At 71.0% G+C, this 13829-nt stretch carries 12 protein-coding genes; 1 reads left to right on the forward strand and 11 read right to left on the reverse strand.

From position 1 onward, the window contains the following. Positions 1-174 precede the first annotated feature (174 nt). The gene (locus tag B0I31_RS28700; protein WP_245950508.1) at positions 175-1152 is read right to left on the reverse strand and encodes an ABC transporter substrate-binding protein; all 978 of its coding nucleotides are present in this window, start codon (positions 1150-1152) and stop codon (positions 175-177) included. A gap of 278 nt (positions 1153-1430) precedes the next feature. Between B0I31_RS28700 and B0I31_RS28705 the strand changes: the two genes are divergently transcribed. Beyond that, positions 1431-2588, forward strand: coding sequence for a 4-hydroxybenzoate 3-monooxygenase (locus B0I31_RS28705; protein WP_245950519.1), 1158 nt, complete (start codon positions 1431-1433; stop codon positions 2586-2588). 542 nt (positions 2589-3130) lie between these two features. On the opposite strand, the gene B0I31_RS28710 is transcribed toward B0I31_RS28705, so the two are convergent. The 10 genes from B0I31_RS28710 to B0I31_RS28755 all read right to left on the reverse strand — a co-directional run bounded on the left by B0I31_RS28710 (position 3131) and on the right by B0I31_RS28755 (position 13763). After that, positions 3131-4015, reverse strand: coding sequence for an ABC transporter ATP-binding protein (locus B0I31_RS28710; protein ID WP_106618494.1), 885 nt, complete (start codon positions 4013-4015; stop codon positions 3131-3133). Beyond that, positions 4012-4818 carry an ABC transporter permease gene (locus B0I31_RS28715; RefSeq protein ID WP_106618543.1) on the reverse strand — a complete coding sequence of 269 codons (807 nt, stop codon included), beginning with the start codon at positions 4816-4818 and terminating at the stop codon, positions 4012-4014. Before B0I31_RS28715 ends, B0I31_RS28710 begins: the two co-directional genes overlap by 4 nt. Next, entirely contained in the window at positions 4815-5582 is a 768-nt protein-coding gene (locus B0I31_RS28720; RefSeq protein ID WP_106618495.1) for an ABC transporter permease, read from the reverse strand. The genes B0I31_RS28715 and B0I31_RS28720 overlap by 4 nt, the downstream gene beginning before the upstream one ends. Before the next feature lie 161 nt (positions 5583-5743). Next, positions 5744-9511 carry an nSTAND1 domain-containing NTPase gene (locus B0I31_RS28725; RefSeq protein WP_106618496.1) on the reverse strand — a complete coding sequence of 1256 codons (3768 nt, stop codon included), beginning with the start codon at positions 9509-9511 and terminating at the stop codon, positions 5744-5746. A gap of 177 nt (positions 9512-9688) precedes the next feature. Then, positions 9689-10450 carry a pseudouridine synthase gene (locus B0I31_RS28730; RefSeq protein ID WP_245950509.1) on the reverse strand — a complete coding sequence of 254 codons (762 nt, stop codon included), beginning with the start codon at positions 10448-10450 and terminating at the stop codon, positions 9689-9691. Further along, complete coding sequence (gene scpB, locus B0I31_RS28735; RefSeq protein ID WP_106618498.1) at positions 10443-11096, reverse strand: SMC-Scp complex subunit ScpB; 654 nt, start codon at positions 11094-11096, stop codon at positions 10443-10445. The genes B0I31_RS28730 and scpB overlap by 8 nt, the downstream gene beginning before the upstream one ends. Next, entirely contained in the window at positions 11093-11965 is an 873-nt protein-coding gene (locus B0I31_RS28740; RefSeq protein ID WP_106618544.1) for a segregation and condensation protein A, read from the reverse strand. The genes scpB and B0I31_RS28740 overlap by 4 nt, the downstream gene beginning before the upstream one ends. 47 nt (positions 11966-12012) lie before the next feature. Further along, positions 12013-12333: a hypothetical protein gene (locus tag B0I31_RS28745; protein ID WP_106618499.1), complete on the reverse strand. Its 321-nt coding sequence runs from the start codon at positions 12331-12333 to the stop codon at positions 12013-12015. Then, positions 12330-13304, reverse strand: a complete 975-nt coding sequence (locus B0I31_RS28750) for a ParA family protein (RefSeq protein ID WP_181320484.1) — start codon at positions 13302-13304, stop codon at positions 12330-12332. Before B0I31_RS28750 ends, B0I31_RS28745 begins: the two co-directional genes overlap by 4 nt. A gap of 114 nt (positions 13305-13418) precedes the next feature. Next, positions 13419-13763 (reverse strand): ArsR/SmtB family transcription factor, encoded by a 345-nt coding sequence (locus B0I31_RS28755; RefSeq protein ID WP_106618501.1) that lies wholly within the window; start codon positions 13761-13763, stop codon positions 13419-13421. Positions 13764-13829: the final 66 nt, after the last annotated feature.

Raw genomic sequence — 13829 nt, forward strand, 5'->3', positions numbered from 1 at the left:
TCATACCGCCGTTCGGACGAGGTAGCCGGTACTTTGCAAATCAACCATTGTCGCGCGCACCACACGTGGACGTGCTAAACGATCGCTAACCGGCGTTCATGACTTTTTCACGCCCTCGACCCGAACGGGAAACACCCGGCGGGGGAGCCCGGCGACGAGCTCCCCCGCCGGAGCTCAGCTACCCGACTGGGTGGCCAACATCGGCTTGACGTCGAAGTCCTTCTCCAGCAAGCCGTAGGTTCGCATCAGACCGGCCACGCGCTGCAGGCGGGTGGCGTCCAACGTGGTCGGGAACTCGCCGAAGTGCACGAGGCTGGCGGTTTCCTTGTCGACCTTCGCGTACTCGACCAGCAGCGGCTCGACCGTGGGGCGGTCCGCCGCGTCGCGCTGGCCCTTCGCCATCGCGCGCTGGAACGCGGCGACGGTGTTGGGGTTGTCCTTCACGAACTTGCCGCTGGAGGCGTAGCCCGCGATCGGGATGTCCGCGGTCGGACCGGAGGCCGCGTCCATGACGGTGATCTGGCCGCTGTTGCGCTGCGCCCGGCTGATGAACGGCTCGACCATGAACGCCGCGTCGACCAGGCCGTTCTCGACCGCCGCCTCCATGTCGGGGAACGGGAACTCCTTGAACGTGACCTTGGACGGGTCGACGTCGTTGGCTTCCAGCGTGGCCTTCGCGGTCAGCTCGGCGATGTTCTTGAACGTGTTGATCGCGATCGTCTTGCCCTCGAGGTCCTTGGGCGACTTGATCGGGGAGTTCGCCTTGGCCAGGATCAGGAACATCTCGGCCTTGGCCTGGTACCCGTCGCTGACCAGCTTCAAGCCGTCAGCGGCCTTCGCGGCCTCCTTCGACTCGGCGGTGAAGAACGACACGTAGTTGCCGAACGCGATGTCGAGCTCGCCGTTGATCAGGCCGGGGATGGCCGCCGCGCCACCCTGGAGGTACTGGACCTCGACCTCGAGGCCCTCCTGCTTGAAGTACTCCTTCTTGATCGCGACGTGGACCGACGCGACGTCGAGGATGGGCAGCAGGCCAAGCTTGATCTTGGCCTTTTCGACCTTGCCCGGAGCGGCTGCTTCGGTGGGCTTCTCCTCGGAACCACCGAGGAGACCGCAGCCGGAGACCACGGCGAGCATCGCGACCGCGGACACTACGCCGAAGATCCTTCGAGCCGAGAGGCCGACTCTTCGAGTCATGGGGGGCATCTCCTGTTGGAGTGACGACTTTGCGGGGGCAGGATGCACGGGCGACAGAGGCACTGCAGAACCACTCAAAGTGACCCGAGTGGTTCGGCAAGACCCCAGTCGACCGACACTCGAAGGCTGATCCACTACCTTCGGTGAGCATCTTTGCACAGGCTGTCCAGAGGTTGGGGTATGCGGTGAGCGATCTTGACGCGGAATGGGCCGTACAGAGCAACCGGCGCCCGGTGGGCATCGTCGGAGCGGGCCCCGCGGGATTGACCTTGGGGAACCTGCTCCGCGAGGCCGGAATCCCCTGCGTGGTGCTGGAAAAAGGCACTCGCGAGTACATCGAGACCCGGCCGCGCGCCGGGGTGCTGGAGCACCGCGCGGTGCAAATGTTGACAGAGCACGGGCTCGCGGACCGGTTGCTCCGAGAGGCGGACAGGCATGGCGCGTGCGAATTCCGGGTGAACGGCGAGGCGTACGAGGTGGACTACGCCACCCTGTACGACGGCCAGACGCACTACATCTACCCGCAGCAGGAGGTCGTCCAGGACCTCGTGCGGCACTACGTCGACGAGCGCGGCGGTGACGTGCGGTGGTCCGTCGCGGACGTCGAACTGCACGACATCGAGTCGCCGGAACCGGCCCTGACCTGGACGAACGCCGACGGCACGCGGGAGCGGCTCGACTGCTCGTTCATCGCGGGCGCGGACGGGTTCCACGGCGTGACGCGGCGCAGCATCCCGCCGGGCGCGGTGCAGGAGTTCAGCCACCAGCACGGCATCGAGTGGCTGAGCGTCCTGGCCGAGGCGCCGCCGTCCACCCACAAGGTGATTTACGCGCTGCACCCGGACGGATTCGCGGGTCACATGCTCCGCAGTTCCACGGTTTCGCGCTACTACTTGCAGGTCCCGGTGGACGACACGGTGGACAACTGGCCGGACGAGCGGGTGTGGGCGGAGCTGCACAAGCGGCTCGCGCTGCGGGACTCCGACTGGAAGCTGACCGAGGGGCGCATCGTGGAGAAGCGCATCCTGGACATGCGCAGCCACGTGGTCGAACCAATGAACCACGGCAACCTGTACCTGCTGGGCGACGCCGCGCACATCATCACCCCGGTGGGGGCAAAGGGAATGAACCTCGCGTTGCACGACGCCGAGGTCCTCGCCGACGCCCTGACCAGGTACCACCGAACGGGTGATGAGACGGGCCTGCGGAGCTACTCCGAAGTATGCCTGCGACGGGTCTGGCGTGCGCAGGAGTTCTCGCAGTGGATGGTCTTCATGATCCACCGTTCGCCGGAGCCGTTCCTGAGCCGTTTGGGTCAAGCCAGGCTCGAACACCTCATCGCCTCCGGATCGTCCGCCGGCTATTTCGCCCAAAACTACGTGGGGCCTTGAGCAGAACACCTCACGATTAGCGGGGTCCCTTTCCGGGAATACCTCCCGCATTGAGCACGGTTTACCGCCGCCTTGTTCTCCGCCAGAGCACCCGGGTGCGCTCGACCCGGAGAACAAGGCGAGGACCGATCGACCGATCGGCACATTTTCGATCCGCCCGGAATCGGGTGTGCGCCGCCGGCGGCCGGATGCATTCGTCACCAATTCCACGCGGTGGACGGACTAATGCGCCCGGAGTTCCGCCGGCGACGGGCCGCGGAACCATAGGAATAACCGATGGAATATCCCGCCGGACCGACCGGAAAAACGTTCGGCGCACACGGCGGGTGATCGACCGGCGACGGCGTGGTGATCACCTGGACGGTCGCCGGGGACGAGAAAGATGTCGAATCGTTGCGAACGACCGCCGTCGAAACCCGCGCCCGGTAATGACGAGAAGTGCCGCGCGCACGAGAACGGGCGACCCCCGGTGCCGGCCCTTGAGAGGGCCGGCAAGCCGCGGATCGCCCGTCCGGCGTCCTTGTTGCCTACGAATAGGCGTTTCAGGTCGTGCCGGCGCGTTCCTCGGCCTCGGCGCGCGAGGCCTCCGCCCGCTCCGCCTCGGCCCACTTCGCCGCCTGCTGCTCGTTCGCCTTGCGCCGGGCCCGGACCTCCTCGGAGGTCTTGCCGACGTTGAGCAGCCGGGCCACCTCGCCCCGCAGCGCGACGAACGCCTCGGACTCGCGGGTGGTGATCTGGTCGCGCTGCGCGGGCAGGTCGACCTTCAGGTCGGCCACCACGGACGCGGGCGACGTGGAGAGCACCAGGATCCGGTCGCCCAGGTAGACGCTCTCGTCGATGTCGTGCGTCACCACCAGCACCGTGGTGTCCTGCTCGGTGCGCACCTTCAGCAGCAGGTCTTCCAACTCGAACCGGGTCTGCGCGTCCACCGAGGCGAACGGCTCGTCCATCAGCAGCAACGCGGGCCGGTAGGCCAGCGCCCTGGCGATCGCGACGCGCTGCTGCATGCCGCCGGACAGCTGCCACGGGTACTTGCGGCCCGCCTCGGCCAGGCCGACCCACTCCAGCGCCTCGGCGGCGCGGGTCCGGCGCGCGGCGCGGCCCAGGGAGCGGCGCAGCGGGAACTCCACGTTCTTCTGCACCGTCAGCCAGGGGAACAGCGAGCGGCTGTAGTCCTGGAACACCACGGCGAGGTCGTCGGGCACGCCGCGCACCTCGTTGCCGTGCAGGCTGATCTCGCCGCGGGTCGGGCGGATCAGGCCGGAGATGGTGCGCAGCAGCGTGGACTTGCCGCAGCCGGACGGGCCGACGACGCAGACCAGCTCGCCGGTGCCGACGGTGAACGACAGGTCGGCGATCGCGGTGTGCGCGCCGTCCTTCGCCTGGTAGGTGTGGCCGAGGTCGGCCACTTCGAGCATCGCGGTCATACTGCTTTTTCCTCCACCGTCGCGGGGGTGCGCTCCTGCTTCGGTTGCCACGCAAGGGCTTTGCGCTCGAAGGCGAGGAGCACGGTGTTGAGGGCATAGCCGAGGGCACCCAGCAGGATGATCCCGGCCCACATGTCGGGGAAGTCGAACTCCCGCTGTGCGACGAGGAGTTGCGACCCGATCCCGTTGTCGGTACCGACGAGTTCGGACACGACCATGAGCACCAGCGACAGCGACAGGGAGACCCGCAGCCCGGCGAAGATCTTCGGTGCCGCCGAGGGCAGGACGACACCGAGGATCCACTGTGGCTTGGGGATGCGGAACACCGCCGAGGTCTCGAACTTCGTGGCATCGACGGAACGGGCGCCGTCGATGCTGTTGAGCAGGATGGGCCACAGCACGCCGAACACGATCGTGGCGAGCTGCATGGTGGTACCGACGCTGAACACGAGCATGAACACCGGCACCAGCAGGGGCGGCGGGATCGAGCGCATGAACGTCAGCAGCGGCCCGACGTACTCCGCGGCCGCCGGGGAGCGACCGAGGGCCACGCCGAGCGAGATGCCGATGACCGCCGCGATCGCCCAGCCGCCGAACAGCCGGCCGACGCTCGGGAACACGTGGTCGAACACCGTGTCGGTGAGGAAGAGGTCACCGGCCGGGCCGGAGAACCACAACCCCTGCGCCGCCACGGCGATCTCGGTCGGGCGCGGGAAGAACGGGTCGTCGGCGTACCAGGTGAGCAGCTCCCAGACCACGACGAGGCCCGCGAACACCGCCCACCGCTGCAGGAACCGGTTCACGACCGACCTCCGGTGACCGAGCTCCACCCGACCCAGCGACGCTGGGCGCGGTCCAGCCCTTCGTTGAGCAGGTAGCCGATCACGCCCGCGACCACCGTGCCGGCCAGGACGATGTCCATCCGGCCCGTGCCGCTGCGCGCGATCGCGATGTACTGCCCGATACCGCCGGAGCCGCCTTCCAGCAGCTCCACGCTGACGATCACGACCAAGCTCGTCGTGGCGGCGAGCCTGATGCCGGTCAGCACGAACGGCAGCGCGCTCGGCAGCGCGACCGACGCCAGCACGCGCACCCGGCCGGAGCCGAACGCGCGCGCGGTCTCGACCAGCAGGGGGTCGAGCTCGTCGAGCGCGTAGATGGTGTTGAACAGGATGGGCCAGATCGCCGCGTACACCGCGAGGGTGATCTTGGTTTCCGGTCCGATGCCGAGCATCAGGACCGCCAGCGGGATCAGCGCAACCGACGGGATGGGGCGCAGGAACTCGACCACGGCGCGGGTGGCGTGCCGAACGGACGCCACGCTGCCCAGGACGAGGCCGAGCGGGACGGCGATCCCGACCGACAGCGCCACGGCGATGAGCACGGCGAGGACCGTCGCGACGACGTCCCTCAGGAAAGCCTCATCCCCCAACAACTTCACGAGTTCCACCGCTACGACGGACGGCGGTGGCAGGTACTCCGCGGGAACCAGCCGGGACCGGCCGAACAGCTCCCAGATGACGAGGAACCCGGCCACACCGAGCAGTCCTCGGGTGAGCGCACGCACGCGCAAACGCCTCTTCCCAGTTGATCAACCCCAGCCAACCCGGCTCAATGTAGAGAGAGAAGTGCGCCGCCACAATGAGTGGCGGGAAAACTTCACGATGTGATCTTGCGACGCGGCCCCGCCGACACCCACCGCCGCCGAATCCCTTCCACTCAGTGGAATCAGGTCTTGGCGCACGGTGGTTCGTGCGGCAGGTCCGGGAAGTACCCGGCCCACTGCGCGGCGCTGATCCGGGGGTACGCGGTGGCGCAGATCCGGTCCACCACCGCGCCCAGGTCGGTCTCCCAGAACCGGAGCACCGAGTCGCCCGCGCTGACCAGGGTGTGGCGGTCCGGTGCGAACGCCACCGAGCCGGCGCCCGACGAGTGCGCGGCGAACACGGCCGACTGGCGGGACGGCCTGCCCGCCACGTCGTACAGGCGCAGGTTCCCATCAGTGCCCGCGACCACGAGCAGGTCGCCCGACGCGGCGACCGCGCGCACCCCCGACCCCAGCGGCTCCGAGGACGTGAGCGGCGCCGGCCGGTCGTGGTCGGCTCCCGGCTCGCGCCACACCACGGCCTTGCCGTCGCCCTCCACCGTCACCAGTCCCCCGGGCACCGGCGCCACCGCCGTGGGGTAGGTGACGCCCAACGCGTCGCGGCGCCGCCGCTCCGGCCACAGCGGGACGGTGGTGTCCCACTCGTCCACCGACCCGCCGAGCTTGGTGACCACCAATCGGTCGCCCGTGCCGTCGAACGTCAGCGCGGTGGTCGGGACGTTCGGGTCCACCCGGTCGGTGAGCTCGGCGACCTGCGCCAGGGTGGCGACGTTCCACAGGCGCACCGTCCCGCCGTCCAGCCCCCCGGTGGCGAAGTGCGTGCCCTTCGGGCTGAACGCCACCACCTGCGCGCGTCCCGCCTCGCCGACCAGGTCCGGTGCGGCCGGGTTGGTGGTGCGCCACACCCGCACCGGCCCGTCCTCGGCGACGGTGACCAGGTGCTCGCCGTCCCGGCTGAGCGCGGCGGTCCGGACCCGGCCGGGGTGCGCGGTCAACGGCCAGGCGGTGCGCGGACCGCGTGGCGCGGAGATGTCCACGAGCCGCAGCTCGCCCTCGACGTCGACGGTGGCGGCCAGGGGCCGTCCGGCGGCGACCACGACCGAGCGCAGCGCCACCGGGTGCGCGACCGGCAGGTCGGTGAGGTCGGTGAGCCGGGCCGACCGGTCGGCGCCCGCGGTGACCAGGGCCCGTCCGCCCGCGGCGAAGCCGACCGCGGTGATGGGGCCGAGGTGCCCGTTGAGCTCGGCGGCCTCCAGCGGCGCGGACCGGTTCGTGACGTCCCACAGCCGGGCGGACCGGTCGTCGCCCGCGGTGGCCAGCACCCGCGCTTCCTCGTTCAACGCCAAGCCGCGCACGTCGCCGCCGTGCCGCAGGGCGGCGGTCTGCCGGGCGGGCCCGCGCGGGTCGGCGACCTCCCACAGCCGCACCACCCGGTCGTCCCCCGCCGTGGCGACCAGCCGGCCCTCGTCGCCGACCGCCAGCGCGGTGACCGCGCCGACGCCGCCGACCAGGACACCGGACGCGCCGGTGGCCAGGTCGACCGCGCGCACCCCGTCGCCGGACACGACCGCCGCCACGTGCCCGGAGAGGAAAACCACGCCGGACGACGACCCGCCGAACGACGACCCGCCGAACGACGGCACCGACACCGGCCTGGCGCCATCGGTCAGGTCCCACGCCCGCGGCGGACCGTCGAGGAAACCGGCCACGAGGTAGCGGGCGTCCGGCGAGAACGCCAAGGCCGTCGTCGGCGCGATCATCAGGTCGTCCAGCCGGTGCACGAGCACGGGCTGCCGGGGGTTCGTCGCCCGCCACACCGCGACGTGGTCGTCGGACGCGCCGGCGAGCCACGTGCCGTCACGGTTGAACGCCAGCACCCGCGGGTCGGTCAGCCCGGTCAGCGCGCCGAGGTTCGCCGGGTGGTGCGGGTCGGAGACGTCCACCAGCCGCACGTCCCGGGTGGTGGTGTCGTCGGTGATGGCGAGCAGCGACGCGGTCGGGCTGATCGCGGTCGCGCGCACCGCGGCGATCCGGGTCGCGTAGGGCTCGGCGAACGCGCCGTACAACGCGTCCCGCGTCTCGGGCAGCGGCGCCAACCGGTGCGCGGCCAGGGTGAGCTGCAACGACAGCGCGGGGTCTGCGTCGCGCAGCGCGGCGGCCTGGGTGATCACCTTGTGCGCCAGCGCGATGTTGCGCTGCTCGGTCGCGGACCGCTCGGCGCGGACCGCGAACACGATCGCGCTGGACGCCAGCACCAGCAGCACGGCCATGACCGACACCAGCTGCCGGAGCCTGCGGGTGCGGCGGAGCTCGCCAGCGCGCACCGCGTCGTCCGCGGCGATGCTGGCCTCCAGGAACCGGATCTCGCCCGGCGTGAGCCGGGGACCGCGGGTGCCGTCGACCCACTCGCGCACCAGCGCCAGCCGGGTGCCCCGGTACAGCGCGCCCGGGTCGCGGTCCAGCGCCTCCCACGTGTGCGCGGCCTCGGTCAGCATCCGCTGCACCCGCAGGCCCGCCCGGTCCTCGGCGATCCAGTCGCGCAGCCGCGGCCAGTTGCGGATCAGCGCCTCGTGCGCCAGCTCCACCGCGTCCCGGTCCAGCACCACCAGCCGGGCCTGCGCCAACGCGGTCAGCACCTCGTGGCCGTCGCTGCCCGGGTGGTGGTCCACCTCAGCGCGGGCGACGCGGCGCTTGGTGTCCTCGGTGCCCTCGCCGACCGCGATCAGCCGCAGGAACACCTGCTTGGCGACCTGCTGCCGGACCGGCCCCAGGGCCTGGTAGACGTGCTCGGCGCTGCGCGCGATCGAGTGCTCGACCCCGCCGACCTCCTCGTAGCCCGCGAGCGTCAACGCCACACCGCGCCGCCTGCGCCACGTCTCCAGCAACGCGTGCGACACCAGCGGCAGCACCCCCGGCTGGCCTGCCGCGTCCGCGACCAGGCGCGTGACCAGCGCGGTCTCCACCTTGCAGCCCACCGCGACGGCGGGCGACACGATCGCCTCGCGCAGCTCGTCCGGCGACATCGGGCCGACCAGGACCTGCCCGCCACGCAACGCCTCCACCAGCTCCGGGTACTGCCCGCAGTGGCCGAGGAAGTCGGCGCGCACCCCCAGCACGACCCGCGTGCGGCTGGTCGGCACGGAGCACGCGGTGGTCAGCGCGGCGATGAACGCGGCCCGTTCGGCGGGCTCCTGGCACAGCGTGAAGACCTCTTCGAACTGGTCGACCACGATCAGCAGGTCGTCGTCGCCGCCGACGAGCGCCTGCCGGACGCGCAGGTGCAGGTTCTCCGGGTAGGAGGTGAACTCGGCGGCCAGCGCGGCGGCGTCCCGGCCGGTGCTCGCGGCGATCCGCACCGCCAGCTCCTCCACCGGCCGCGCGCCGGGCGTGAGCACGACCGAGGGACGGCTCCACGTCGCCACCAGGCCCGCGCGCAGCACCGACGACTTGCCCGAGCCGGACGCGCCGAACACACCGCCGAACCGGCGCCGCGCGACGAGGTCGGTCAGCTCCCGCACCACGCGGTCGCGGCCGAAGAACCGGTCCGCGTCGTGCACCTGGAACGCCGCCAGCCCGGTGTACGGGGCCTCGGTGGCGGTCGGCGGGGTGCGCGGGTTCGCGTCGGCGACCCGTTCGGACACCTCCCGCCAGCGACCCTCCCAGGCCACCACGTCACCGCCGCAGGCCCGCACGTACGCCAACGTCACCGCGAGGCTCGGCAGCCGCCGCCCGTTCGCCGCCTCCGACAGGGCCGCCGCCGAGTAGTGCGCGTCCCGGGCCAGCCGCCGGTAGGTGGGGCCTCCCGCCCGTTCCCGCAGGGCCCTCAGGTCGGCGGCGAACTCGCCCAGCTCACGGCTCCCGGCCCGTAACGGGCCCTCCGGTCTGGCCATCGTCGCCCTCCCCTTCGACGAGGGCGATTGTTCAGAAAAGCCTGTTCAGCGTCCACGCGCTGACACTGAACAACCCGTCTGCCGTAGGAATGGCGGTGGAACCGGGTAGGGGTTCCGCAGGGGGTGGGGGGAGAGGCGCTTGGTGGTGCTGGGGGGCTCCGCCAAGCGCCTACCCCGCTACAGCCCGACTGCTTTGTAGAGGGAGCCGACTTCCTGCCGGTTGAGCACCCGCATCGAACCGGGGCGCTGGTTGCCCAGGCGGACCTCGCCGACCGCGGTGCGGACGAGGTGCTCGACGGGGTGGCCGACGTGGTCGAGCAGGCGGCGCACGATGTGCTTGCGGCCCTCGTGGAGGACCACCTCGACCAGCGCCTTGCCCGGCATCGACGAGATCAGCTTGAACGAGTCGACCGCGATCGGGCCGTCCTCCAGCTCGAGCCCCGCGCGCAACCGCTTGCCCAGGTCCTTCGGGATCGGGCCGGGCACCTCGGCGAGGTAGGTCTTGGTGATCTCGTAGGACGGGTGCATCAGCCGGTGCGCGAGGTCGCCGTCGTTGGTCAGCAGCAGCAGGCCCTCGGTGTCGGCGTCCAGCCTGCCGACGTGGAACAGGCGTTCCTTGCGGTTGTGCAGGTAGTCGCCCACGCACGGCCGGTGCGCGTCGTCGTGCATGGTCGACAGCACACCGCGCGGCTTGTTGAACGCGATGGTGACCACGTCCTCCTTGAGCACCACGCGCACGCCGTCGACGTGCACGACCGCAGTGTCCGGGTCGATGCGGCGGCCCTGCTCGCGGACCACCTCGCCGTCGACCTGGACGCGGCCGAGTTCGATCAGCTCCTCGGCGACCCGCCGCGAGGCGATGCCCGCCTTGGCGAGCACCTTCTGGAGCCGGATCCCCTCGGGTTGACCTGAGGGGTTCGGCCGGGCCTGGTCAGACATCGTCGATCGCATCCACTTCGGGCAGCAGGGGAGCGATCGGCGGCAGGTCGCCCAACGACGACAGCCCCAACCGCTCCAGGAACAGTTCGGTCGTGCGGTAAAGGATGCCACCCGTGTCGGAATCCGTGCCCGTCTCGGCGATCAGGCCGCGCGCGACGAGCGTGCGGATGACACCGTCCACGTTCACCCCGCGCACCGCCGCGATCCGGGCCCTGGTCACGGGCTGCCGGTAGGCGATGACCGCGAGTGTCTCCAGCGCGGCCCGGGTGAGCTTGGCGCGCTGCCCGTCGAGCAGCAGCTTCTCCACGAATGGCGCGAAGCGGTCCCTCGTGTAGAACCGCCAGCCGTCACCGATTCTACGCAGGTCGATGCCGCTGCCCTGCTCGGTGTACCGGGCGGCCAGCGTGCGGAGGGCCGCGGTGACCCGCTTCACGGACTGGTCGAGGACGCCCGCGAGCTGCTCTTCGGCGATCGGGCTGTCCACGACGAGCAGGATGGACTCCAGGGCGCCCTCGAACTCGGTGTCGTCGGAGAGGTCGGGCAACCCACCCACCTCGGCCTCGTCCCCGGTCCCGACGTCATCGGTCCCCGCGTCCACGGCCAACGGCAGCGGCTCGGGCGGCTCGGTTGCTGCCTGGTCGCTCACCCGTACTCCTCGTCCTCGTCGTGCGCGTGCGCCCGCGCCTGTTCGATCGTGCCGCCGACCCACGTGATGCGCAGCTCGCCCAGCGGGTCCGGCTGCTCGAAGGCCAGCGCCTGCTCCCGGTACAGCTCCAGCAGCGCCAGGAACCGCGCCACGACCTCCATCGTCTCCGTGCACTCGGCGATCAGCTCGGCGAACGTCGCCGTGCCCGCCTCCGCCAGCCGCGCCCGCAGCAGGTCGGCGTGCTCGCGCACCGACACCCTGTGCTGGTGGATGTGCGAGGTCGACACCGTCGGCGGCGGCTTGGGCCGGAACACGACCGCGGCGATCTCGGCGAACCGCCGGGCGTCCACGCCCAGCATCACCTCGGGCAACAGCCCCTCGTACCGCTGCTCCAGCGCCACCGACCGCGGGTAGCGCCGGTACGCGCCCCGCTCCAGCTCCCCGAACAGCGCCGCGACCTGCTTGTACGCCCGGTACTGCAGCAGCCGCGCGAACAGCAGGTCCCGCGCCTCCAGCAGCGCCAGGTCCTCCTCGTCCTCGACGTCGCCGGCGGGCAGCAGGCGGGCCGCCTTCAGGTCGAGCAGGGTCGCCGCGATGACCAGGAACTCGGTCGTCTCGTCCAGGTCCCACTGGTCGCCCAACGCCCGGATGTAGGCGATGAAGTCGTCGGTGACGGTGTGCAGCGCCACCTCGGTCACGTCCAGCGTGTGCTGCGAGATCAGCTGCAGCAGCAGGTCGAACGGCCCCTCGAAGTTGGTCAGCTTGACCTTGAACCGGCCGTCGTCGGGCGCCGCCGGCTCTACCGGTGCGTCAAGCTCGACCGGCTCGACGGGAGCGACCGGCTCGTCCGGCGCGGTGGCTTCGACCACCTCGACCGGCGCGGCCACTGCGGGTTCGGTCTCGGGTGCGTCACCGCTCACTGCTCGCGCAACCTACGCACCAGCAGCGAGTCCTCGCCGTGCCCTTCGAGGTCGTCCAGCACGATCGCGATGGCCTCGCGCACCACGCGTCCCCGGTCGACCGCCAAGCCGTGCTCACCGCGCAACGCCAGCCGCGCGTGCTCCAGCGCCAGCAGCTCCTCGTCGGACACGTACACGGTGATCTTCGTCGAGTGCTTCTGCCGCCCGGTGCCACGCCGCTGCGCCGGTGGCTGGGACCCGGACTCGTCGACGGGCCGGTCACCGGTCGTGAGGCGGAACAGCTCGGACGCGCCCGGCAGAGATGGGCGTCGGGTCACCGGGCGATCACCTCGCGCGCCAACGCGCGGTAGGCCTTCGCGCCCGCAGAGCGCGGCGCCCAGCTCGTGATCGGCTCGCCGGCGACGGTCGTCTCCGGGAACCGGACGGTGCGGTTGATCACCGTGTCGAACACGACGTCGCCGAACGCCTCGACCACGCGCGCCATCACCTCGCGGGAGTGCAGGGTTCGCGGGTCGTACATGGTGGCGAGGATGCCGGTGATCTCGAGCTTCGGGTTCAACCGCTCCCTGACCTTCTCGATGGTGTCTATCAGCAGGGCGACCCCGCGCAGGCTGAAGAACTCGCACTCCAGCGGGATGAGGACGCCGTCAGCCGCCGCGAGGGCGTTGACCGTGAGCAGGCCGAGCGACGGCTGGCAGTCCACCAGCACGTAGTCGTAGTGCTCTATCACCGGGCGCAGCGTGCGGACCAGCGTGTGCTCCCGACCGACCTCGGAGACCAGCTGGATCTCCGCGGCGGACAGGTCGATGTTGCTGGGCAGCAGGTCCATGCCCTCGACCGGGGTGCGCATGATCACGTCGGCGACGCCGACGTCGCGCTCCATGATCACGTTGTAGATCGTCTGGTCGAGCTGGTGGGGGTGCACGCCGAGGCCGACCGACAGCGCGCCCTGCGGGTCGAAGTCGACCAGCAGCACCTTGCGGCCGTACTCGGTCAGCGCCGCGCCGAGGTTGATGGTGGACGTGGTCTTGCCGACCCCGCCCTTCTGGTTGCACACCGCGAGGATCTTCGCCGGGCCGTGGTGCGCGATCAGCGGTGGGTCGGCCACGTAGCGCAACGGGCGGCCGGTCGGCCCGATGTCGCCCGCGACCTGCTCGGTCGCGTCTTCGTCCGCGGGTGCGGCGTGCGGGGCGAGGCTCAGCTCGACCGAGGCGCGCGGCACACCGGACGGTGGCGGGGGTGGTGGGGGTGCCCCCCACGGCTGGCCCGCGTGCTCCGGTGTCGACATCGCCTTCCCGATTCCTAGTCCTCTGCCTGGGCGCAGCCTAGGCACACCGCGGTCCACCAGCAACGCGCCTCGCCGAAGCGCGGCCGATCGTTCTCAGCGCGTTTCGTCGGGGAGTCAGCTCGCGGTGGCGGCCTGATCGTCGGCTCTGCGGCAGGTCCGCTCGGCCGCGCGGAGCACGACGTCGAGCAGTCCGGGGAACAGCTCGTCGAGGTCGTCACGCCGCAACGACACCCACCGCTGGTTGCCGCGGGCCCTGGTGCGGGTGATGCCCGCTTCCCGCAGCACGCGCAGGTGCTGCGACAACGTGGACTTGGCGACGTCCACCAGCAGCGCGCCGCACAGGCGCTCGCCGTCGGCTTCGATCTGGCGCACGACGGCCAGCCGGGTCGGGTCGCTCAACGCGTGCAGCACCGCGCCCAGCTCGATCGCGCTGCGCTCGGGCTCGTCCAGGTTCGGCACCGGGTCGGCACCTCCAGCTCGTCGGGCTCATCTATGACGTGGGTGGGCGCCCGGTCGGGCGAGCCG

The organism is Saccharothrix carnea, from assembly GCF_003014735.1.
Taxonomy (GTDB): Bacteria; Actinomycetota; Actinomycetes; order Mycobacteriales; family Pseudonocardiaceae; genus Actinosynnema; species Actinosynnema carneum.